At 42.0% G+C, this 19,104-nt stretch carries 33 protein-coding genes and 1 pseudogene; all 34 read left to right on the top strand.

Features of this window, described 5'->3' with window-relative positions; genetic code table 11:
- Nucleotides 1–79 precede the first annotated feature (79 nt).
- The 34 genes and pseudogenes from KXD37_RS23005 to rpsM all read left to right on the top strand — a co-directional run bounded on the left by KXD37_RS23005 (nucleotide 80) and on the right by rpsM (nucleotide 19,092).
- Entirely contained in the window at nucleotides 80–328 is a 249-nt protein-coding gene (locus KXD37_RS23005; protein ID WP_059291694.1) for a 50S ribosomal protein L7ae-like protein, read from the top strand.
- Nucleotides 329–442: 114 nt separating this feature from the next.
- Nucleotides 443–859, top strand: coding sequence for a 30S ribosomal protein S12 (gene rpsL, locus KXD37_RS23000; RefSeq protein WP_003156445.1), 417 nt, complete (start codon nucleotides 443–445; stop codon nucleotides 857–859).
- Between the two features lie 41 nt (nucleotides 860–900).
- Nucleotides 901–1,371, top strand: coding sequence for a 30S ribosomal protein S7 (gene rpsG / locus KXD37_RS22995; RefSeq protein ID WP_003225784.1), 471 nt, complete (start codon nucleotides 901–903; stop codon nucleotides 1,369–1,371).
- Between the two features lie 52 nt (nucleotides 1,372–1,423).
- A complete protein-coding gene (fusA, locus tag KXD37_RS22990; protein WP_095714790.1) occupies nucleotides 1,424–3,502 on the top strand; it encodes an elongation factor G in 2,079 nt (692 codons plus the stop codon).
- Between the two features lie 119 nt (nucleotides 3,503–3,621).
- Nucleotides 3,622–4,812 carry an elongation factor Tu gene (gene tuf, locus KXD37_RS22985; protein ID WP_010332768.1) on the top strand — a complete coding sequence of 397 codons (1,191 nt, stop codon included), beginning with the start codon at nucleotides 3,622–3,624 and terminating at the stop codon, nucleotides 4,810–4,812.
- A 98-nt stretch (nucleotides 4,813–4,910) separates the two neighbouring features.
- Complete coding sequence (locus KXD37_RS22980) at nucleotides 4,911–5,849, top strand: alpha/beta fold hydrolase (RefSeq protein ID WP_185848350.1); 939 nt, start codon at nucleotides 4,911–4,913, stop codon at nucleotides 5,847–5,849.
- A gap of 259 nt (nucleotides 5,850–6,108) precedes the next feature.
- On the top strand, nucleotides 6,109–6,417 hold the full coding sequence (gene rpsJ, locus KXD37_RS22975) for a 30S ribosomal protein S10 (protein WP_003156464.1): 309 nt from the start codon (nucleotides 6,109–6,111) through the stop codon (nucleotides 6,415–6,417).
- 39 nt (nucleotides 6,418–6,456) lie between these two features.
- Nucleotides 6,457–7,086 carry a 50S ribosomal protein L3 gene (gene rplC / locus KXD37_RS22970; RefSeq protein WP_059291697.1) on the top strand — a complete coding sequence of 210 codons (630 nt, stop codon included), beginning with the start codon at nucleotides 6,457–6,459 and terminating at the stop codon, nucleotides 7,084–7,086.
- A gap of 27 nt (nucleotides 7,087–7,113) precedes the next feature.
- On the top strand, nucleotides 7,114–7,737 hold the full coding sequence (rplD, locus tag KXD37_RS22965; protein ID WP_003242004.1) for a 50S ribosomal protein L4: 624 nt from the start codon (nucleotides 7,114–7,116) through the stop codon (nucleotides 7,735–7,737).
- Entirely contained in the window at nucleotides 7,737–8,024 is a 288-nt protein-coding gene (rplW, locus tag KXD37_RS22960; protein WP_003225793.1) for a 50S ribosomal protein L23, read from the top strand. The genes rplD and rplW overlap by 1 nt, the downstream gene beginning before the upstream one ends.
- A gap of 31 nt (nucleotides 8,025–8,055) precedes the next feature.
- Complete coding sequence (gene rplB / locus KXD37_RS22955) at nucleotides 8,056–8,889, top strand: 50S ribosomal protein L2 (RefSeq protein ID WP_003225795.1); 834 nt, start codon at nucleotides 8,056–8,058, stop codon at nucleotides 8,887–8,889.
- Between the two features lie 57 nt (nucleotides 8,890–8,946).
- Entirely contained in the window at nucleotides 8,947–9,225 is a 279-nt protein-coding gene (gene rpsS / locus KXD37_RS22950; RefSeq protein WP_003156472.1) for a 30S ribosomal protein S19, read from the top strand.
- A gap of 16 nt (nucleotides 9,226–9,241) precedes the next feature.
- On the top strand, nucleotides 9,242–9,583 hold the full coding sequence (rplV, locus tag KXD37_RS22945) for a 50S ribosomal protein L22 (protein ID WP_003156475.1): 342 nt from the start codon (nucleotides 9,242–9,244) through the stop codon (nucleotides 9,581–9,583).
- Nucleotides 9,584–9,586: 3 nt separating this feature from the next.
- A complete protein-coding gene (gene rpsC, locus KXD37_RS22940; protein WP_010332773.1) occupies nucleotides 9,587–10,243 on the top strand; it encodes a 30S ribosomal protein S3 in 657 nt (218 codons plus the stop codon).
- A gap of 1 nt (nucleotide 10,244) precedes the next feature.
- The gene (gene rplP / locus KXD37_RS22935; protein ID WP_003225801.1) at nucleotides 10,245–10,679 is read left to right on the top strand and encodes a 50S ribosomal protein L16; all 435 of its coding nucleotides are present in this window, start codon (nucleotides 10,245–10,247) and stop codon (nucleotides 10,677–10,679) included.
- Entirely contained in the window at nucleotides 10,669–10,869 is a 201-nt protein-coding gene (rpmC, locus tag KXD37_RS22930; protein WP_003156482.1) for a 50S ribosomal protein L29, read from the top strand. The genes rplP and rpmC overlap by 11 nt, the downstream gene beginning before the upstream one ends.
- A 22-nt stretch (nucleotides 10,870–10,891) precedes the next feature.
- Nucleotides 10,892–11,155: a 30S ribosomal protein S17 gene (gene rpsQ / locus KXD37_RS22925; protein ID WP_003178345.1), complete on the top strand. Its 264-nt coding sequence runs from the start codon at nucleotides 10,892–10,894 to the stop codon at nucleotides 11,153–11,155.
- A gap of 41 nt (nucleotides 11,156–11,196) precedes the next feature.
- Entirely contained in the window at nucleotides 11,197–11,565 is a 369-nt protein-coding gene (gene rplN / locus KXD37_RS22920; protein WP_003225805.1) for a 50S ribosomal protein L14, read from the top strand.
- 36 nt (nucleotides 11,566–11,601) lie between these two features.
- Entirely contained in the window at nucleotides 11,602–11,913 is a 312-nt protein-coding gene (gene rplX, locus KXD37_RS22915; protein ID WP_003156486.1) for a 50S ribosomal protein L24, read from the top strand.
- A gap of 25 nt (nucleotides 11,914–11,938) precedes the next feature.
- Nucleotides 11,939–12,478, top strand: coding sequence for a 50S ribosomal protein L5 (gene rplE / locus KXD37_RS22910; protein WP_044153413.1), 540 nt, complete (start codon nucleotides 11,939–11,941; stop codon nucleotides 12,476–12,478).
- Between the two features lie 22 nt (nucleotides 12,479–12,500).
- Nucleotides 12,501–12,686: a 30S ribosomal protein S14 gene (gene rpsN, locus KXD37_RS22905; RefSeq protein ID WP_003156488.1), complete on the top strand. Its 186-nt coding sequence runs from the start codon at nucleotides 12,501–12,503 to the stop codon at nucleotides 12,684–12,686.
- A 31-nt stretch (nucleotides 12,687–12,717) separates the two neighbouring features.
- Entirely contained in the window at nucleotides 12,718–13,116 is a 399-nt protein-coding gene (gene rpsH / locus KXD37_RS22900; RefSeq protein ID WP_010332776.1) for a 30S ribosomal protein S8, read from the top strand.
- A gap of 29 nt (nucleotides 13,117–13,145) precedes the next feature.
- On the top strand, nucleotides 13,146–13,685 hold the full coding sequence (gene rplF, locus KXD37_RS22895) for a 50S ribosomal protein L6 (RefSeq protein WP_010332777.1): 540 nt from the start codon (nucleotides 13,146–13,148) through the stop codon (nucleotides 13,683–13,685).
- 32 nt (nucleotides 13,686–13,717) lie between these two features.
- The gene (rplR, locus tag KXD37_RS22890) at nucleotides 13,718–14,080 is read left to right on the top strand and encodes a 50S ribosomal protein L18 (RefSeq protein ID WP_044153410.1); all 363 of its coding nucleotides are present in this window, start codon (nucleotides 13,718–13,720) and stop codon (nucleotides 14,078–14,080) included.
- A 24-nt stretch (nucleotides 14,081–14,104) separates the two neighbouring features.
- On the top strand, nucleotides 14,105–14,605 hold the full coding sequence (gene rpsE, locus KXD37_RS22885; protein ID WP_003156493.1) for a 30S ribosomal protein S5: 501 nt from the start codon (nucleotides 14,105–14,107) through the stop codon (nucleotides 14,603–14,605).
- A gap of 13 nt (nucleotides 14,606–14,618) precedes the next feature.
- Nucleotides 14,619–14,798 carry a 50S ribosomal protein L30 gene (gene rpmD, locus KXD37_RS22880; RefSeq protein WP_003156497.1) on the top strand — a complete coding sequence of 60 codons (180 nt, stop codon included), beginning with the start codon at nucleotides 14,619–14,621 and terminating at the stop codon, nucleotides 14,796–14,798.
- A 30-nt stretch (nucleotides 14,799–14,828) separates the two neighbouring features.
- Nucleotides 14,829–15,269: a 50S ribosomal protein L15 gene (rplO, locus tag KXD37_RS22875; RefSeq protein ID WP_003225819.1), complete on the top strand. Its 441-nt coding sequence runs from the start codon at nucleotides 14,829–14,831 to the stop codon at nucleotides 15,267–15,269.
- Nucleotide 15,270: 1 nt separating this feature from the next.
- Entirely contained in the window at nucleotides 15,271–16,566 is a 1,296-nt protein-coding gene (gene secY, locus KXD37_RS22870) for a preprotein translocase subunit SecY (RefSeq protein WP_044153408.1), read from the top strand.
- Nucleotides 16,567–16,620: 54 nt separating this feature from the next.
- Nucleotides 16,621–17,274 carry an adenylate kinase gene (locus KXD37_RS22865; protein WP_010332780.1) on the top strand — a complete coding sequence of 218 codons (654 nt, stop codon included), beginning with the start codon at nucleotides 16,621–16,623 and terminating at the stop codon, nucleotides 17,272–17,274.
- Nucleotides 17,271–18,017, top strand: a complete 747-nt coding sequence (map, locus tag KXD37_RS22860; RefSeq protein WP_044153406.1) for a type I methionyl aminopeptidase — start codon at nucleotides 17,271–17,273, stop codon at nucleotides 18,015–18,017. Before KXD37_RS22865 ends, map begins: the two co-directional genes overlap by 4 nt.
- A gap of 107 nt (nucleotides 18,018–18,124) precedes the next feature.
- A pseudogene (locus KXD37_RS22855) lies at nucleotides 18,125–18,361 on the top strand (RNA-binding protein); the annotation flags it as partial.
- Nucleotides 18,339–18,557 (top strand): translation initiation factor IF-1, encoded by a 219-nt coding sequence (gene infA, locus KXD37_RS22850; protein ID WP_003156508.1) that lies wholly within the window; start codon nucleotides 18,339–18,341, stop codon nucleotides 18,555–18,557. The pseudogene KXD37_RS22855 and the gene infA, both read left to right, overlap by 23 nt.
- Nucleotides 18,558–18,590: 33 nt before the next feature.
- Nucleotides 18,591–18,704 (top strand): 50S ribosomal protein L36, encoded by a 114-nt coding sequence (gene rpmJ, locus KXD37_RS22845; RefSeq protein WP_003156543.1) that lies wholly within the window; start codon nucleotides 18,591–18,593, stop codon nucleotides 18,702–18,704.
- A gap of 22 nt (nucleotides 18,705–18,726) precedes the next feature.
- The gene (gene rpsM, locus KXD37_RS22840; protein ID WP_003156545.1) at nucleotides 18,727–19,092 is read left to right on the top strand and encodes a 30S ribosomal protein S13; all 366 of its coding nucleotides are present in this window, start codon (nucleotides 18,727–18,729) and stop codon (nucleotides 19,090–19,092) included.
- Nucleotides 19,093–19,104: the final 12 nt, after the last annotated feature.

Below are 19,104 nucleotides of genomic sequence, written 5' to 3'. Positions count from 1 at the left end.
CCTTGTTGACATTCGTCTCCTAGAATGATAATATAACCAAGGTGCTCGAAATAAACCTGTTACTTTGGAGGATATGTTTATGTCTTATGATAAAGTATCACAGGCCAAATCAATTATTATTGGTACGAAGCAAACAGTGAAAGCTCTAAAACGAGGTTCAGTAAAGGAAGTAGTCGTTGCAAAAGACGCGGATCCTATTCTTACGTCAAGTGTGATAACACTTGCGAAAGATAATGGGATTGCTGTCTCAATGGTTGAATCCATGAAAAAGCTCGGCAAAGCCTGCGGAATTGAAGTAGGAGCAGCAGCTGTTGCCATTATGTTATAACGTACTTTTTGTTTTTGCGTGAGATTTATTCTCGTGTAAAGACATTGTTTTTTGCCTATTGATGAACCACCTGGGTATGTGGGTTATAAAACGTAATGAAGGGAGGAACAAAACATGCCTACAATTAATCAGCTAATTCGCAAAGGACGCGTGAGTAAAGTAGAAAACTCAAAGTCTCCTGCACTTAACAAAGGATACAACAGCTTTAAAAAAGAGCACACTAATGTATCTTCTCCACAAAAACGCGGGGTATGTACTCGTGTTGGTACAATGACACCGAAAAAACCGAACTCAGCACTTCGTAAATATGCTCGTGTTCGTTTGACTAACGGAATTGAGGTTACTGCTTACATTCCTGGTATCGGTCACAACCTGCAAGAGCACAGTGTTGTACTTATCCGCGGCGGACGTGTAAAAGACTTACCAGGGGTACGTTACCACATCGTTCGTGGTGCGCTTGACACTGCTGGAGTTGAAAACCGTGCGCAAGGCCGTTCTAAATACGGTACTAAACGTCCTAAAGCAAAATAATAAACGTATAAACGTATAATTGATGAAGGGAGGATATTCAGATGCCACGTAAAGGTCCTGTAGCAAAAAGAGACGTTTTACCTGATCCGATTTACAACTCTAAGCTTGTATCTCGTCTAATCAACAAAATGATGATCGACGGTAAAAAAGGTAAGTCTCAAACAATCCTATACAAGTCATTCGATATCATTAAAGAACGTACTGGCAATGATGCAATGGAGGTTTTCGAACAAGCATTGAAAAACATCATGCCTGTACTTGAAGTAAAAGCACGCCGTGTAGGTGGTGCGAACTACCAAGTTCCTGTAGAAGTTCGTCCTGAACGTCGTACTACTCTTGGACTTCGCTGGTTAGTTAACTATGCTCGTCTTCGCGGAGAAAAAACGATGGAAGAGCGTTTAGCTAACGAAATCCTTGACGCAGCTAACAACACTGGAGCTGCTGTTAAGAAACGTGAAGATACTCATAAGATGGCTGAAGCAAACAAAGCATTTGCTCACTATCGTTGGTAGGATTTATATACTAAAAAACACAATTTTCCAATAAGGAAGGAGAAATTACCCAATGGCAAGAGAGTTCTCCTTAGACAAAACTCGTAATATCGGGATCATGGCTCACATTGATGCCGGTAAAACGACTACTACAGAACGTATCTTGTTCTATACTGGTCGTATCCACAAAATTGGTGAAACTCATGAAGGAGCTTCACAAATGGACTGGATGGAGCAGGAACAAGAACGTGGTATCACAATCACTTCCGCTGCGACAACTGCACAGTGGAAAGGATACCGCGTAAACATCATCGATACTCCAGGACACGTAGACTTCACAGTTGAAGTTGAACGTTCTCTTCGTGTACTTGATGGTGCTGTTGCTGTACTTGACGCACAGTCTGGCGTTGAGCCTCAAACAGAAACTGTTTGGCGTCAAGCAACAACTTACGGAGTACCGCGTATCGTTTTCGTCAACAAAATGGACAAAATCGGTGCAGACTTCCTTTACTCTGTAGGAACTTTAAGAGATCGTCTTCAAGCTAACGCTCATGCAATTCAATTGCCGATCGGCGCTGAAGACAACTTCGAAGGTATCATTGACCTAGTAGAAAACGTTGCGTATTTCTACGAAGATGATCTCGGAACTCGTTCTGATGCGAAGGAAATCCCTGAAGAGTACAAAGAGCAAGCTGAAGAGCTTCGCAACAGCCTCATTGAAGCTGTATGTGAGCTTGATGAAGAGCTTATGGACAAATACCTTGAGGGTGAAGAGATCACTATTGACGAGTTAAAAGCAGGTATCCGTAAAGGTACTTTAAATGTTGAATTCTACCCAGTTCTTGTTGGTTCTGCCTTCAAAAACAAAGGTGTTCAATTAGTGCTTGATGCTGTTCTTGACTACCTTCCTGCACCAACAGACGTTGCTGCAATCAAAGGTATACGTCCTGATACAAATGAAGAGATTGAGCGTCATTCTTCTGATGACGAGCCATTCTCTGCATTAGCATTTAAAGTTATGACTGACCCTTACGTTGGTAAGCTGACGTTCTTCCGTGTGTACTCTGGAACACTTGATTCTGGTTCATACGTGAAAAACTCAACTAAAGGCAAACGTGAGCGTGTTGGACGTATCCTTCAAATGCACGCCAACAGCCGTGAAGAAATCTCTACTGTATATGCAGGAGATATCGCAGCTGCTGTAGGTCTAAAAGATACTTCTACTGGAGATACTCTATGTGATGAAAAGGATCTAGTTATCCTTGAATCAATGGAATTCCCAGAACCAGTTATCGACGTTGCAATTGAGCCTAAATCAAAAGCTGACCAAGATAAAATGGGTATCGCTTTAGCAAAACTTGCTGAAGAGGATCCAACATTCCGTACTCAAACAAACCCGGAAACTGGTCAGACAATCATCTCTGGTATGGGTGAGCTTCACCTTGATATCATTGTTGATCGTATGAAGCGTGAATTCAAAGTAGAAGCTAACGTTGGTGCTCCTCAAGTTGCGTACCGTGAAACATTCCGTTCCGGTGCAAAAGTTGAAGGTAAATTCGTACGTCAGTCTGGTGGACGCGGTCAGTTCGGTCACGTTTGGATTGAATTCGAACCAAACGAAGAAGGCGCTGGCTTTGAATTCGAAAATGCGATTGTCGGTGGGGTTGTTCCTCGTGAATACATCCCAGCTGTTCAAGCAGGTCTAGAAGATTCACTTGAAAATGGTGTATTAGCTGGATTCCCGCTTATCGACATTAAAGCAAAACTTTTTGATGGATCTTACCATGATGTTGACTCAAACGAAATGGCATTTAAAGTTGCAGCTTCTATGGCATTGAAAAATGCAGTCAGCAAATGTAACCCAGTTCTTCTTGAACCAATCATGAAAGTAGAAGTGGTTATTCCTGAAGAATACATGGGAGATATCATGGGGGATGTTACTTCTCGTCGCGGACGCGTAGAAGGTATGGAAGCTCGCGGTAACGCGCAAGTTGTTCGTGCGATGGTTCCTCTTGCTGAAATGTTCGGTTACGCTACTGCCCTTCGTTCTAACACGCAAGGTCGTGGTACGTTCACTATGCACATGGATCACTACGAAGAAGTGCCGAAGAGCATTGCTGAAGAAATTATCAAAAAAAATAAAGGCGAATAATTGATTTTGCCTCTTAACTCAAGTATAACTACTATTGTAAGATGAGGAAGTGAAAGCTTTCTTTCACTTCCTATCACTCTATACATTACTAATTAAAAGCTCTTAAGGAGGATTTTAGAATGGCTAAAGAAAAATTCGACCGTTCCAAATCACATGCCAATATCGGTACAATTGGACACGTTGACCATGGTAAAACAACTTTAACTGCTGCTATCACAACAGTACTTCATAAGAAATCTGGTAAAGGTACAGCTATGGCGTACGATCAAATTGATGGTGCACCAGAAGAACGTGAGCGCGGTATCACAATCTCTACTGCACACGTTGAGTATGAAACTGAAACTCGTCACTATGCACACGTTGACTGCCCAGGACACGCTGACTATGTTAAAAACATGATCACTGGTGCTGCGCAAATGGACGGAGCTATCCTAGTAGTATCTGCTGCTGATGGCCCAATGCCACAAACTCGTGAGCACATCCTTCTTTCTAAAAACGTTGGTGTACCATATATCGTTGTATTCTTAAACAAATGCGACATGGTAGACGACGAAGAGCTTCTTGAACTAGTTGAAATGGAAGTTCGCGATCTTCTTAGCGAATACGACTTCCCTGGTGATGATGTACCAGTTATCAAAGGTTCTGCTCTTAAAGCTCTTGAAGGAGATGCTGAGTACGAAGCTAAAATCTTCGAACTTATGGATGCAGTTGATGAGTACATCCCAACTCCAGAACGTGACACTGAAAAACCATTCATGATGCCAGTTGAGGACGTATTCTCAATCACTGGTCGTGGTACAGTTGCTACTGGACGTGTTGAGCGTGGACAAGTTAAAGTCGGTGACGAAGTTGAAATCATCGGTCTTCAAGAAGAAAACAGCAAAACAACTGTTACTGGTGTTGAAATGTTCCGTAAGCTTCTTGATTACGCTGAAGCTGGAGACAACATTGGAGCCCTTCTTCGCGGTGTAGCTCGTGAAGATATCCAACGTGGTCAAGTACTTGCTAAACCAGGTACAATCACTCCACACAGCAAATTCAAAGCTGAAGTTTACGTTCTTTCTAAAGAAGAGGGTGGACGTCATACTCCATTCTTCTCTAACTACCGTCCTCAGTTCTACTTCCGTACAACTGACGTAACTGGTATCATCCATCTTCCAGAAGGCGTAGAAATGGTTATGCCTGGAGACAACACTGAAATGAACGTTGAGCTTATCTCTACAATCGCTATCGAAGAAGGAACTCGTTTCTCTATTCGTGAAGGCGGACGTACTGTTGGTTCAGGCGTTGTTTCTACAATCACTGAGTAATAGTATATTGAAAACGAGATCCTTTGGGTCTCGTTTTTTTGTGTACTTTTTTGTTTGCTTGTATAATAAGGTTTATCTTATTTGAGGAGCTATGGGTTATGAGTGAAAACACATCAATTTCTTTCATGAAAAAACTGAGGATCGAAAATACGAAGCAAATGCTCATGATCAATGGAAATGATATAGCGAACCCATTGCTGCTTTTTTTACATGGTGGACCCGGAGCATCCCAAATCGGATTTATCAGGAGCTATCAAAAGGAACTGGAACAGCACTTTACAGTTGTAAATTGGGATCAAAGGGGTTCAGGTCTTTCCTATACTAAACAGATTCCGCAGAGTTCAATGACAATCAGTCAAATCATTAAAGACACTATTCAAGTTACTGAATGGCTCTTAAATTATTTTTCAAAACCAAAAGTGTACCTTGCAGGACATTCTTGGGGTTCGCTGCTGGCTCTTCATGTTCTGCAAGAGAGGCCGGATCTTTTTCACGCTTATTATGGAATCAGTCAGGTGACTAATACTCAGCTGGAAGAAAAAACGGCCTATGATTCTCTGCGCAAGACAAATCGCTTTCTTTCAGTAGCCTTAGGCTTACTCGGCCCTCCACCTTGGAACAAGAAAATTCAGCACTTCATCTTTCGAGTCTGTATTGAACTGAGCAGGGGAGGATTCACTCATCATCGCCGGCACATTCTTACAGTATTGTGTCAGTTGCTTGCTGGAAATGAGTATGGAATAAAAAACATCTCTCGTTTCATCAGAGGACAGCTTTTCAGCGCAAAGTATTTAACTGATGACTTATTTCGTTTTGATGCATTTAAATCAGTTTCTTCTATTAAAGTACCGAGCTTTTTTATTTCGGGGAGACATGATTTGATCGTTCCTGCTGAAACATCGAAACAGTATTATCTGTTTGTGGATGCTCCTGAAAAGCGCTGGCATTATTTTAAAAACTCCGCCCACACGCCGCATATCGAGGAGCCTTCATTATTTGCCAATACTCTGAGTAAACACGCAGTGTACCACTTATGATAGAAGAAAATTCCCTTATTCACTCGCTTCTTGATAAATAAGAAAAACACCTGTATAATACTAAAAGTGTGCAAATCATGCATATTCTAAATAAGTCTTGCAACATACGTCTATTTTCTGTATAATGGTGTATGTTGGTCTTTGACTGCGATGAAGTGAGAGGTTGCTGACACACCCGGCCGCTTTGCCATGGCAAGGTGTTCAGGTTTTTCTCACGGAGAACTGTCTAACGTGAAGTAGGCGAAAAGGAGGGAAAATAATGGCAAAACAAAAAATTCGTATTCGTTTGAAAGCATATGATCATAGAATCCTTGATCAATCTGCAGAGAAGATTGTTGAAACGGCAAAACGTTCTGGTGCCAGCGTATCTGGTCCGATTCCGTTGCCAACTGAAAAATCAGTTTACACAATCCTTCGTGCGGTGCACAAATACAAAGATTCTCGTGAGCAATTTGAAATGCGTACACATAAACGTTTAATCGACATTGTGAACCCAACACCACAAACTGTTGATGCGCTCATGCGATTAGACTTACCATCTGGTGTCGATATCGAAATTAAACTTTAATTCTAAAATATAGAATGATCTTAATAGGAGGTGTGACGAATGACCAAAGGAATCTTAGGAAGAAAAATTGGTATGACGCAAGTATTCGCAGAAAACGGTGATCTTATTCCGGTAACTGTTATTGAAGCTGCTCCGAACGTTGTTCTCCAAAAGAAAACAGCTGAAAACGACGGCTACGAAGCAATCCAGCTTGGTTTTGACGACAAGCGCGAAAAGCTTTCTAACAAACCTGAACAAGGACACGTTGCTAAAGCGGAAACTGCTCCTAAGCGCTTCGTAAAAGAATTACGCGGAGTGGAAATGGATGCGTATGAAGTTGGTCAGGAAGTCAAGGTTGAAATTTTCTCTGCTGGAGAAATTGTAGATGTAACAGGAGTATCTAAAGGTAAAGGTTTCCAAGGTGCGATCAAGCGCCACGGACAATCTCGCGGACCTATGTCTCACGGTTCACGCTACCACCGTCGTCCTGGTTCAATGGGACCTGTAGATCCTAACCGTGTATTCAAAGGTAAATTATTACCTGGACGTATGGGCGGAGAGCAGATCACTGTTCAAAACCTTGAAGTCGTAAAAGTTGATGCGGAACGCAATCTTCTTTTGATCAAAGGTAACGTACCTGGTGCGAGAAAATCTTTAATCACTGTTAAAAGTGCTGTTAAATCTAAATAACTCTCTTAGGAAAGGAGGAAATTGATCATGCCAAAAGTAGCATTATACAACCAAAACGGTTCTACTGCTGGTGACATCGAATTAAACGCTTCTGTATTTGGAATTGAGCCAAATGAAAGTGTTGTATTCGACGCTATTCTTATGCAAAGAGCTTCCTTACGTCAAGGATCTCACAAAGTAAAAAATCGTTCTGAAGTACGCGGCGGAGGTCGTAAACCATGGCGTCAAAAAGGTACTGGACGTGCCCGTCAAGGTTCTATCCGTTCACCGCAATGGCGCGGAGGTGGTGTCGTATTCGGCCCAACACCACGCAGCTATTCTTATAAATTACCTAAAAAAGTTCGCCGCTTGGCAATCAAATCAGTATTGTCTTCTAAAGTAAACGACAACAACATCATCGTACTTGAAGATCTTACTCTTGATACGGCTAAAACAAAAGAAATGGCAGCTATCCTTAAAGGATTATCTGTTGAGAAAAAAGCTTTAATCGTAACTGCAGATGCTAACGAAGCAGTAGCTTTATCTGCTCGCAACATTCCTGGAGTTACTGTAGTTGAAGCTAACGGAATCAACGTTTTAGACGTTGTCAACCACGAGAAGCTTCTGATTACAAAAGCAGCGGTTGAAAAAGTAGAGGAGGTGCTTGCATAATGAAAGATCCTCGTGATGTTCTAAAGCGCCCCGTCATTACTGAACGTTCTGCTGATTTAATGGCTGAAAAGAAATATACTTTTGAAGTTGATGTAAGAGCTAACAAAACAGAAGTGAAAGACGCGGTTGAAAGCATCTTTGGAGTGAAAGTTGACAAAGTCAACATTATGAACTACAAAGGTAAATCAAAACGTGTTGGACGCTACACTGGTATGACTAGCCGTCGCAGAAAAGCGATCGTAAAACTTACTGCAGACAGCAAAGAAATCGAAATTTTTGAAGCTTAATTATCTGTAAAAAGAAGGAGGGAAATTCAAAATGGCGATTAAAAAGTATAAACCGACCTCTAATGGACGTCGTGGCATGACAACTTCAGATTTTGCTGAAATCACGACTGACAAGCCGGAAAAATCCTTGCTTGCTCCCCTTCACAAAAAAGGCGGACGTAACAACCAAGGTAAATTGACTGTACGTCACCAAGGTGGCGGACATAAACGCCAATACCGTGTTATCGACTTCAAACGCGATAAAGATGGTATACCTGGACGCGTTGCTACAGTTGAATACGATCCAAACCGTTCAGCTAACATCGCTCTAATCAACTATGCAGACGGAGAAAAACGTTACATTCTTGCTCCAAAAGGAATTCAAGTGGGTACTGAAATCATGTCAGGTCCAGAAGCTGACATCAAAGTAGGTAATGCACTTCCACTTATCAACATCCCTGTTGGTACAGTTGTGCATAACATTGAATTAAAACCTGGCAAAGGCGGACAGCTTGTACGTTCAGCTGGTACATCTGCTCAGGTTCTTGGTAAAGAAGGTAAATACGTTCTTGTACGTCTTAACTCTGGAGAAGTTCGCATGATTCTTTCTGCTTGCCGTGCTTCTATCGGTCAAGTAGGTAACGAACAGCACGAACTTATCAACATTGGTAAAGCTGGACGTTCTCGCTGGAAAGGCATCCGTCCAACAGTTCGTGGTTCTGTAATGAACCCTAACGATCACCCACACGGTGGTGGTGAAGGACGTGCGCCAATCGGACGTAAATCACCAATGTCTCCATGGGGCAAACCAACTCTTGGATTCAAGACACGTAAGAAAAAGAACAAATCTGATAAATTTATCGTACGTCGTCGCAAAAATAAATAACGGGGTTGTCTACGGTTCACTTCGGACCGTAGTGCAATCACGAAGGGAGGTTCCAAAATGGCTCGCAGCTTGAAAAAAGGACCATTTGTCGATGGACACTTGATGACAAAAATCGAGAAATTAAATGAAACAGACAAGAAACAAGTCGTAAAAACTTGGTCTCGTCGTTCTACTATTTTCCCACAGTTTATTGGTCACACAATCGCAGTCTATGACGGACGTAAACACGTGCCTGTATTCATCTCTGAAGATATGGTAGGGCATAAGTTGGGTGAATTCGCTCCAACTCGTACGTACAAAGGTCATGCTAGTGATGACAAAAAAACAAGACGCTAAGAGAGGAGGCTTTTAAATGCAAGCTAAAGCTGTTGCAAGAACAGTCCGTATTGCTCCTCGTAAAGCACGTCTAGTAATGGACCTGATTCGAGGCAAGCAAGTAGGTGAAGCAGTGTCAATCTTGAACCTAACACCGAGAGCTGCTTCTCCAATTATCGAGAAAGTATTAAAATCCGCTATTGCAAATGCTGAGCATAACTATGAAATGGACGCTAACAACCTGGTTATTTCTCAAGCATTCGTTGACGAAGGCCCTACGTTAAAAAGATTCCGCCCACGTGCTATGGGACGTGCGAGCCAAATCAACAAACGTACGAGCCACATTACAATCGTTGTATCAGAAAAGAAGGAGGGATAAGTAGTGGGTCAAAAGGTAAATCCAGTCGGTCTTCGTATCGGAGTCATTCGTGATTGGGAATCTAAGTGGTACGCTGGTAAAGATTACGCTGACTTCCTGCACGAAGATTTAAGAATTCGTGAATACATTAGCAAACGACTTTCTGACGCTTCTGTTTCTAAAGTTGAAATCGAACGCGCAGCAAATCGTGTTAACATTACGATCCACACAGCTAAGCCTGGTATGGTTATCGGTAAAGGCGGTTCTGAAGTTGAAGCACTTCGTAAAGCCCTTAACAGCCTTACTGGCAAGCGTGTACACATTAACATTCTTGAAATCAAAAGAGCAGATCTTGATGCACAGCTAGTTGCTGACAACATCGCTCGTCAATTAGAAAACCGTGTATCTTTCCGCCGTGCGCAGAAACAACAAATCCAACGCACAATGCGTGCTGGAGCACAAGGTGTGAAAACAATGGTTTCTGGTCGTCTTGGCGGTGCAGATATCGCTCGTTCTGAATACTACAGTGAAGGAACTGTTCCATTGCACACATTACGTGCGGACATTGACTATGCAACATCTGAAGCTGACACTACTTACGGTAAGCTTGGTGTAAAAGTCTGGATCTATCGTGGAGAGGTTCTTCCTACTAAGAAGAAAACTGAGGAAGGAGGAAAATAATATGTTATTACCTAAACGCGTTAAATATCGCAGAGAGCATCGCGGAAAAATGCGTGGCCGTGCGAAAGGCGGTACTGAAGTACATTTCGGTGAGTTCGGTATCCAAGCTCTAGAAGCTTCTTGGATCACTAACCGTCAAATCGAAGCTGCCCGTATTGCGATGACTCGTTACATGAAACGTGGCGGTAAAGTTTGGATCAAAATTTTCCCTTCTAAACCTTACACTGCTAAACCACTTGAGGTACGTATGGGATCCGGTAAAGGGGCTCCAGAAGGTTGGGTAGCTGTTGTAAAACCGGGCAAAGTTTTATTTGAAATTTCTGGTGTGTCTGAAGAGGTTGCTCGTGAAGCACTTCGTCTTGCATCTCACAAATTGCCAATTAAAACGAAGTTCGTAAAACGTGAAGAAATTGGTGGTGAATCAAATGAAAGCTAATGAAATTCGTGACCTTACCACTGCTGAAATTGAACAAAAAGTAAAGTCTCTTAAAGAAGAACTTTTCAATCTTCGCTTTCAATTAGCGACAGGACAACTTGAAAATACTGCTCGCATTCGTGAAGTGCGCAAAGCTATCGCGCGCATGAAAACTGTGATTCGTGAAAGAGAAATTGCTGCTAATAAATAATCACTGAGGGGAGGTCGTGAGCATGAGCGAACGTAACCAACGCAAAGTTTACCAAGGCCGTGTTGTTTCTGACAAAATGGATAAAACCATCACTGTTGTTGTTGAAACATACAAGAAACATTCACTTTACGGTAAACGCGTAAAATACTCAAAGAAATTCAAAGCACATGATGAAAATAATCAAGCGAAAATCGGTGACATCGTAAAGATCATGGAAACTCGTCCATTGTCTGCAACTAAGCGTTTCCGTCTAGTTGAAGTTGTCGAAGAAGCTGTTATTATCTAATAAAGTTCGGAATTCTTTTTTCCGAAGGGAGGTAACAAATAATGATTCAACAAGAGACTCGTTTAAAAGTAGCTGACAACTCTGGCGCACGTGAAGTACTTACTATTAAAGTTCTTGGTGGTTCTGGTCGTAAAACAGCTAACATTGGTGATGTAATTGTTTGCACGGTTAAACAAGCAACACCAGGAGGCGTTGTCAAAAAAGGTGAAGTCGTAAAAGCTGTTATCGTTCGCACTAAAAGCGGAGCGCGCAGAAGTGACGGTTCATACATCAGCTTCGATGAGAATGCATGTGTTATCATCCGTGACGACAAGAGCCCGCGTGGAACTCGTATCTTCGGACCAGTTGCTCGTGAATTGCGTGAAAACAACTTTATGAAAATTGTTTCTCTAGCTCCAGAAGTTATCTAATGAAATAAATGCCTTATTCAAGGAGGTGCGATCAGGATGCATGTAAAAAAAGGCGATAAAGTTATGGTTATCTCTGGTAAAGATAAAGGTAAACAAGGAACAATCCTTGCTGCTTTCCCTAAAAAGGACCGCGTTTTAGTTGAAGGTGTTAACATGGTAAAGAAACACTCTAAACCAACTCAAGCTAACCCTCAAGGCGGTATTTCTAATCAAGAGGCGCCAATTCATGTATCAAACGTTATGCCGCTCGATCCTAAAACAGGTGAAGTGACTCGCGTAGGATACAAAGTGGAAGATGGCAAAAAAGTTCGTGTAGCAAAAAAATCTGGGCAAGTTCTAGATAAATAGTATTAAAGGAAGGGAGGTCTATCTCATGAACCGCCTTAAAGAAAAGTACAATAAAGAAATTGCACCTGCTTTAATGACTAAGTTCAACTATGACTCAGTTATGCAAGTGCCTAAAATTGAAAAAATCGTAATCAACATGGGTGTTGGTGACGCTGTTCAAAACGCAAAAGCAATCGACAGTGCTGTTGAAGAATTAACGTTTATCGCAGGTCAAAAACCTGTCGTTACTCGTGCGAAGAAATCAATTGCTGGATTCCGTCTTCGTGAAGGAATGCCTATCGGTGCGAAAGTAACTCTTCGCGGAGAGCGCATGTATGATTTCCTTGATAAACTTATTTCTGTATCTTTACCGCGTGTACGTGACTTCCGCGGGGTTTCTAAAAAATCTTTCGACGGTCGCGGTAACTACACACTTGGTATCAAAGAACAGTTAATCTTCCCTGAAATTGACTACGATAAAGTAACAAAGGTTCGCGGAATGGACATCGTTATTGTAACGACTGCTAATTCTGATGAAGAGGCTCGTGAGCTATTAACTCAAGTAGGTATGCCGTTCCAGAAATAATCAATGAAAGGGAGGCGAAATCGTGGCTAAGAAGTCAATGATTGCGAAACAACAACGTACACCAAAGTTTAAAGTACAAGAGTACACTCGCTGTGAACGCTGCGGACGTCCGCATTCAGTCATTCGTAAATTTAAACTTTGCCGTATTTGTTTCCGTGAGCTTGCATATAAAGGACAAATTCCTGGCGTGAAAAAAGCCAGCTGGTAATCCCCAAGAAAGGGAAGGAGGTAATTATATAATGGTTATGACAGATCCAATTGCAGATATGCTGACTCGTATTCGTAATGCAAACATGGTACGTCATGAGAAGCTTGAAATTCCTGCTTCTAAATTGAAAAGAGAAATTGCTGAAATTTTAAAGCGTGAAGGTTTCATTCGTGACGTTGAGTTCGTAGAAGACAGTAAACAAGGTATCATCCGCGTTTTCTTGAAATACGGACAAAATAACGAGCGCGTAATCACTGGTCTTAAAAGAATCAGCAAACCTGGTTTGCGTGTTTATGCTAAATCTAATGAAGTACCGCGTGTACTTAACGGTCTAGGAATCGCAATTCTTTCTACATCACATGGCGTTTTAACGGACAAAGAAGCCCGTGCAAAACAAGCTGGTGGAGAAGTATTAGCATACGTTTGGTAAAAAGTTTAACATGAATGGAGGTGTTTGGTATGTCTCGTGTAGGTAAGAAGCTACTTGAGATTCCTTCTGATGTTACAGTAACGTTAAACGATAACAATACTGTAGCTGTGAAAGGACCAAAAGGAGAATTAACTCGTACGTTTCACCCTGATATGGAGATTAAAATAGAGGACAATGTGCTTACAGTCGCTCGTCCTTCTGATCAAAAAGAGCACCGTGCCCTGCATGGTACGACTCGCAGTCTGCTTGGCAACATGGTGGAAGGCGTATCTAAAGGATTTGAAAGAGGTTTGGAATTAGTCGGTGTCGGTTACCGTGCGTCTAAATCCGGAAATAAACTTGTTTTAAACGTTGGATACTCTCACCCTGTTGAGATCGTCCCTGAAGAAGGCATCGATATCGAAGTTCCTTCTCAAACTAAAGTAGTCGTTAAAGGTACAGACAAAGAACGTGTAGGAGCTATTGCTGCTAACATTCGCGCTGTCCGTTCTCCAGAGCCTTACAAAGGTAAAGGAATCCGCTACGAAGGTGAAGTTGTTCGCCGTAAAGAAGGTAAATCTGCTAAGTAAGATCGCTTAAAGTGAAGAAAGGAGTGACCTAGATGATTACGAAAACTAGCAAAAATGCTGCTCGTCTTAAAAGACACGCTCGTGTTCGCGCTAAACTTTCTGGTACTGCTGAAAGACCGCGTCTTAACGTTTTCCGTTCAAACAAGCACATTTACGCTCAAATCATCGATGATGTAAATGGTGTAACACTTGCTAGTGCATCTACTCTCGATAAAGACTTGAACGTTGAAAGCACTGGAGATACTTCAGCTGCTGCTAAAGTTGGAGAATTAGTTGCAAAACGCGCTGCTGAAAAAGGCGTTTCTGACGTAGTATTTGACCGTGGCGGATACTTATACCATGGACGTGTAAAAGCTTTGGCTGATGCCGCTCGTGAAGCTGGACTTAAATTTTAATAAAAGAAGGAGGGACACATGATTATGCGTCGTATTGACCCAAGCAAATTAGAGTTAGAAGAACGCTTAGTTACGGTTAACCGCGTAGCGAAAGTTGTTAAAGGTGGTCGTCGTTTCCGCTTTGCAGCTCTAGTCGTTGTCGGTGACAAAAACGGACACGTAGGATTCGGTACTGGTAAAGCACAAGAAGTACCAGAAGCGATCCGCAAAGCTGTTGAAGATGCGAAAAAGAATTTAATTGAAGTACCAATGGTTGGAACTACAATTCCACATGAAATCATCGGACGTTTCGGTGCAGGTAACATCTTGTTAAAACCTGCTTCTGAAGGTACTGGAGTTATCGCTGGAGGCCCTGTACGTGCGGTACTTGAGCTTGCTGGTGTAGCTGACATCCTTTCTAAGTCTTTAGGTTCTAACACACCGATCAACATGATTCGTGCAACACTTCAAGGCTTAAGTGAACTTAAGCGTGCTGAAGAGGTTGCGAAGCTTCGTGGAAAATCTGTAGAAGAACTGTTAGGATAAGGAGGGAATATTAATGGCTAAATTAGAAATTACCCTCAAACGAAGTGTAATCGGTCGCCCGGAAGATCAACGCGTTACTGTGAGAACACTTGGTTTAAAGAAAACAAACCAAACTGTTGTTCATGAAGACAACGCTGCGATTCGTGGTATGATTAATAAAGTATCTCATTTAGTTTCTGTTAAAGAACAATAAAAATAATTGATCGGATAAGGAGGTGTCCTAATGAAACTTCATGAATTAAAACCTTCAGAAGGTTCACGCAAAACGCGTAATCGCGTAGGTCGTGGTATTGGTTCTGGCAACGGTAAAACAGCTGGTAAAGGTCACAAAGGTCAAAACGCTCGTTCTGGCGGCGGTGTACGCCCAGGGTTCGAGGGGGGACAAATGCCTTTATTCCAACGTCTTCCTAAACGCGGTTTTACTAACATTAACCGTAAGGAATACGCTGTAGTCAACCTAGACAAATTGAACGGTTTTGCAGAAGGAACGGAAGTCACTCCTGAACTTCTTCTTGAGACTGGTGTTATAAGCAAACTTAATGCAGGAGTAAAGATTCTTGGCAACGGTAAATTAGAGAAAAAATTAACTGTAAAAGCCAATAAATTCTCTGCTTCTGCGAAAGAAGCTGTTGAAGCTGCTGGCGGTACAGCTGAGGTGATCTAACTTGTTTAAAACAATCTCCAACTTTATGCGTGTGAGTGATATCCGGAATAAAATCATATTCACTTTACTCATGCTTATCGTCTTTCGCATAGGTGCGTTTATTCCTGTGCCGTATGTTAACGCTGATGTGTTACAGGCACAGTCTCAAATGGGAGTATTTGATCTTCTTAATACATTTGGCGGCGGTGCGCTTTACCAATTCTCTATTTTCGCAATGGGGATTACTCCTTACATCACAGCTTCAATCATCATCCAGCTGCTTCAGATGGATGTTGTGCCGAAGTTTACTGAGTGGTCTAAGCAGGGTGAAGTCGGCCGCCGTAAATTGGCTCAGTTCACAAGATACTTTACGATTGTCCTTGGATTTATCCAAGCGTTGGGTATGTCATACGGATTTAACAATTTGGCTAACGGATTGCTGATTGAAAAATCCGGCGTATCCACATATCTGATCATCGCTTTAGTACTCACTGGCGGAACTGCCTTTTTAATGTGGCTTGGAGAACAAATCACATCTCATGGAGTAGGCAACGGAATATCGATCATTATCTTCGCGGGGATTGTGTCTAGTATTCCGAAAACGGTTGGACAAATATATGAGACTCAATTTGTCGGCAGCAACGATCAGCTGTTTATTCATATTGTGAAAGTCGCTCTTCTTGTGATTGCGATTTTAGCAGTTATTGTTGGAGTTATTTTCATTCAGCAAGCTGTACGGAAAATTGCGATTCAATATGCTAAAGGCACAGGTCGTTCACCTGCTGGCGGAGGTCAGTCTACTCACCTTCCATTGAAAGTGAATCCTGCCGGTGTTATTCCAGTAATCTTTGCGGTTGCGTTTTTAATAACACCGCGTACGATCGCGTCATTCTTTGGAACAAACGATGTGACAAAGTGGATTCAAGCCAACTTTGACAATACACATCCGGTGGGGATGACTATATATGTTGCGTTAATTATTGCCTTTACGTACTTTTATGCTTTTGTCCAGGTTAATCCTGAACAAATGGCTGATAACCTTAAAAAACAGGGTGGCTATATCCCGGGGGTTCGTCCAGGGAAAATGACTCAAGATAGAATTACGAGCATTTTGTATCGACTTACGTTTGTGGGTGCTTTATTCTTAGCCGTGATTTCCATTCTTCCTATCTTTTTCATTCAATTCGCTGGATTGCCTCAAAGTGCACAAATTGGCGGAACATCTTTGTTAATTGTTGTCGGGGTAGCCTTGGAGACAATGAAACAACTAGAAAGCCAGTTGGTGAAACGAAACTACCGTGGATTTATGAAAAACTAGAGGAAATGGATTTATCCATTCCCTCTTAATTAAGAGAGGACGGGGGAAATCCGAATGAACTTAGTCTTAATGGGGCTTCCTGGTGCCGGTAAAGGTACACAGGGCGAACGAATTGTTGAGGATTATGGAATACCTCACATCTCAACAGGAGATATGTTCCGTGCTGCTATGAAAGAGGAAACATCACTCGGACTCGAAGCAAAATCTTATATTGATAAGGGAGAGCTCGTACCTGATGAAGTCACAATTGGAATTGTCAAAGAAAGACTTGGCAAAGATGATTGTGAAAGAGGTTTTCTTCTGGACGGATTTCCGCGAACAGTCGCTCAAGCCGAAGCTCTTGAAGAAATTCTTGAAGAATACGGCAAGCCGATTGATTATGTCATTAACATTAAAGTTGATAAAGATTCTTTAATGGAACGTCTGACTGGACGCAGAATTTGCAGTGTTTGCGGCACAACCTATCATTTAGTCTTTAATCCGCCGAAAACGCCGGGTGTTTGTGATAAAGACGGAGGCGAACTCTATCAACGGGCAGATGATAATGAGGAAACAGTCTCTAAACGGCTTGAGGTAAACATGAAGCAGACTCAGCCTTTACTCGATTTCTATTCTGAGAAAGGTTATCTTGTAAACGTGAATGGCCAGCAGGACATTCAAGATGTTTATGCAGATGTGAAGGATCTTCTTGGAGGATTAAAAAAATGATTATCTGTAAAACCCCACGTGAACTTGGTATCATGCGGGAAGCAGGGCGAATCGTGGCTTTGACTCACGAAGAGTTAAAAAAGCACATTAAACCAGGAATCTCGACAAAAGAATTGGATCAAATTGCCGAACGTTTTATTAAGAAGCAGGGTGCAATCCCATCTTTTAAGGGGTATAATGGGTTTCGCGGGAGCATTTGCGTATCAGTGAATGAAGAGCTCGTTCACGGCATTCCTGGCAGCAGGGTGCTGCGTGACGGTGACATCATCAGTATTGATATCGGTGCTAAATTAAATGGTTATCATGGTGACTCTGCATGGACATATCCGGTAGGAAACATCAGTGATGATGATAAAAAACTTCTGGAAGTGACAGAGGAATCTTTATATAAAGGCTTGCAGGAAGCAAAACCAGGTGAACGTTTGTCGAATATTTCCCACGCAATACAAACGTATGTCGAAAATGAGCAGTTTTCAGTTGTTAGGGAGTATGTCGGACATGGTGTTGGTCAAGACTTGCATGAGGACCCGCAAATTCCTCATTACGGTCCGCCCAACAAAGGACCACGGCTTAAACCTGGCATGGTTCTCGCTATTGAACCTATGGTGAACGCTGGCAGCCGCTATGTGAAAACTTTGGCTGATAACTGGACGGTTGTAACGGTAGATGGGAAAAAGTGTGCTCATTTTGAACATACAATTGCGATTACGGAAACGGGTTTTGATATACTGACAAAAGTCTAGATGATGACATCATTCCGAAGGCAGATGTTTTTCCGGCTTGATAGGGCAGAAGGTTCGGTTTAACATTGGCAGGAGCGAATTCATCTTGCCGTTGTCGGTGGAATTGTAATCATCATGTACTAATAGCAGACGGAGAAAAGCGTACATTTCATTCTCCTAAGAAATAGAATATCAATCATTTAACCCTTTATGATTGCGTATCTCCGGAAGTTCAGAACAGTATAAACGAAACAGGGCGTGTGACAAACGGAAAACTGAGATTTTCTCTTTTGAAATTTGTCAGAAAGCAAGTTACTGATTTGAAGAAGGGAGAACACTTGAATGGCGAAAGACGATGTAATTGAAGTGGAAGGTACGATAGTCGAAACATTGCCAAACGCGATGTTCAAAGTTGAACTCGAAAATGGACACACTGTTTTGGCTCACGTATCTGGTAAAATCCGCATGCACTTCATTCGCATTTTACCTGGAGACAAAGTTACGGTAGAATTATCTCCATATGACTTAACTCGTGGCAGGATTACGTACCGTTACAAATAAAGCACTCCGGAAACTGAAGGAGGTTGGAAACACATGAAAGTGAGACCATCAGTTAAACCAATCTGCGAAAAATGTAAAGTTATTCGCAGAAAAGGAAAAGTAATGGTGATCTGTGAAAATCCAAAGCATAAACAAAAACAAGGATAATTTATAAGGAGGTGCCCAGAGAATGGCTCGTATTGCTGGTGTAGATATCCCACGTGACAAACGTGTTGTTATTTCTTTAACATATGTCTTCGGAATTGGCCGCACAACGGCTCAGCAAGTCTTGAAAGAGGCTGGTGTTTCAGAAGATACTCGTGTGCGTGATCTTACTGAAGAAGAACTTGGTAAAATCCGTGATGTTATTGACAAACTGAAAGTAGAAGGTGACCTTCGCCGTGAAGTTTCTCTTAACATTAAGCGTCTGATCGAAATCGGAAGCTACCGCGGAATCCGTCATCGCAGAGGTTTGCCTGTTCGCGGACAAAACTCTAAAAACAATGCGCGTACTCGTAAAGGTCCGCGTCGTACTGTAGCTAACAAGAAAAAATAAGTAAGGGAGGTA

Source organism: Bacillus sp. XT-2 (assembly GCF_025696525.1).
Classification (GTDB): Bacteria; Bacillota; Bacilli; order Bacillales; family Bacillaceae; genus Bacillus; species Bacillus halotolerans.
This window is presented reverse-complemented; position numbering and strand designations above follow the sequence as displayed.

What these genes read in the sequence shown, in the direction of transcription:
- KXD37_RS23005 (WP_059291694.1), top strand. Translation starts at nt 80, where the DNA reads ATGTCTTATGATAAAGTATCACAGGCCAAATCAATTATTATTGGTACG.
- rpsL (WP_003156445.1), top strand. Translation starts at nt 443, where the DNA reads ATGCCTACAATTAATCAGCTAATTCGCAAAGGACGCGTGAGTAAAGTA.
- rpsG (WP_003225784.1), top strand. Translation starts at nt 901, where the DNA reads ATGCCACGTAAAGGTCCTGTAGCAAAAAGAGACGTTTTACCTGATCCG.
- fusA (WP_095714790.1), top strand. Translation starts at nt 1,424, where the DNA reads ATGGCAAGAGAGTTCTCCTTAGACAAAACTCGTAATATCGGGATCATG.
- tuf (WP_010332768.1), top strand. Translation starts at nt 3,622, where the DNA reads ATGGCTAAAGAAAAATTCGACCGTTCCAAATCACATGCCAATATCGGT.
- KXD37_RS22980 (WP_185848350.1), top strand. Translation starts at nt 4,911, where the DNA reads ATGAGTGAAAACACATCAATTTCTTTCATGAAAAAACTGAGGATCGAA.
- rpsJ (WP_003156464.1), top strand. Translation starts at nt 6,109, where the DNA reads ATGGCAAAACAAAAAATTCGTATTCGTTTGAAAGCATATGATCATAGA.
- rplC (WP_059291697.1), top strand. Translation starts at nt 6,457, where the DNA reads ATGACCAAAGGAATCTTAGGAAGAAAAATTGGTATGACGCAAGTATTC.
- rplD (WP_003242004.1), top strand. Translation starts at nt 7,114, where the DNA reads ATGCCAAAAGTAGCATTATACAACCAAAACGGTTCTACTGCTGGTGAC.
- rplW (WP_003225793.1), top strand. Translation starts at nt 7,737, where the DNA reads ATGAAAGATCCTCGTGATGTTCTAAAGCGCCCCGTCATTACTGAACGT.
- rplB (WP_003225795.1), top strand. Translation starts at nt 8,056, where the DNA reads ATGGCGATTAAAAAGTATAAACCGACCTCTAATGGACGTCGTGGCATG.
- rpsS (WP_003156472.1), top strand. Translation starts at nt 8,947, where the DNA reads ATGGCTCGCAGCTTGAAAAAAGGACCATTTGTCGATGGACACTTGATG.
- rplV (WP_003156475.1), top strand. Translation starts at nt 9,242, where the DNA reads ATGCAAGCTAAAGCTGTTGCAAGAACAGTCCGTATTGCTCCTCGTAAA.
- rplP (WP_003225801.1), top strand. Translation starts at nt 10,245, where the DNA reads ATGTTATTACCTAAACGCGTTAAATATCGCAGAGAGCATCGCGGAAAA.
- rpmC (WP_003156482.1), top strand. Translation starts at nt 10,669, where the DNA reads ATGAAAGCTAATGAAATTCGTGACCTTACCACTGCTGAAATTGAACAA.
- rpsQ (WP_003178345.1), top strand. Translation starts at nt 10,892, where the DNA reads ATGAGCGAACGTAACCAACGCAAAGTTTACCAAGGCCGTGTTGTTTCT.
- rplN (WP_003225805.1), top strand. Translation starts at nt 11,197, where the DNA reads ATGATTCAACAAGAGACTCGTTTAAAAGTAGCTGACAACTCTGGCGCA.
- rplX (WP_003156486.1), top strand. Translation starts at nt 11,602, where the DNA reads ATGCATGTAAAAAAAGGCGATAAAGTTATGGTTATCTCTGGTAAAGAT.
- rplE (WP_044153413.1), top strand. Translation starts at nt 11,939, where the DNA reads ATGAACCGCCTTAAAGAAAAGTACAATAAAGAAATTGCACCTGCTTTA.
- rpsH (WP_010332776.1), top strand. Translation starts at nt 12,718, where the DNA reads ATGGTTATGACAGATCCAATTGCAGATATGCTGACTCGTATTCGTAAT.
- rplF (WP_010332777.1), top strand. Translation starts at nt 13,146, where the DNA reads ATGTCTCGTGTAGGTAAGAAGCTACTTGAGATTCCTTCTGATGTTACA.
- rplR (WP_044153410.1), top strand. Translation starts at nt 13,718, where the DNA reads ATGATTACGAAAACTAGCAAAAATGCTGCTCGTCTTAAAAGACACGCT.
- rpsE (WP_003156493.1), top strand. Translation starts at nt 14,105, where the DNA reads ATGCGTCGTATTGACCCAAGCAAATTAGAGTTAGAAGAACGCTTAGTT.
- rpmD (WP_003156497.1), top strand. Translation starts at nt 14,619, where the DNA reads ATGGCTAAATTAGAAATTACCCTCAAACGAAGTGTAATCGGTCGCCCG.
- rplO (WP_003225819.1), top strand. Translation starts at nt 14,829, where the DNA reads ATGAAACTTCATGAATTAAAACCTTCAGAAGGTTCACGCAAAACGCGT.
- KXD37_RS22865 (WP_010332780.1), top strand. Translation starts at nt 16,621, where the DNA reads ATGAACTTAGTCTTAATGGGGCTTCCTGGTGCCGGTAAAGGTACACAG.
- map (WP_044153406.1), top strand. Translation starts at nt 17,271, where the DNA reads ATGATTATCTGTAAAACCCCACGTGAACTTGGTATCATGCGGGAAGCA.
- infA (WP_003156508.1), top strand. Translation starts at nt 18,339, where the DNA reads ATGGCGAAAGACGATGTAATTGAAGTGGAAGGTACGATAGTCGAAACA.
- rpmJ (WP_003156543.1), top strand. Translation starts at nt 18,591, where the DNA reads ATGAAAGTGAGACCATCAGTTAAACCAATCTGCGAAAAATGTAAAGTT.
- rpsM (WP_003156545.1), top strand. Translation starts at nt 18,727, where the DNA reads ATGGCTCGTATTGCTGGTGTAGATATCCCACGTGACAAACGTGTTGTT.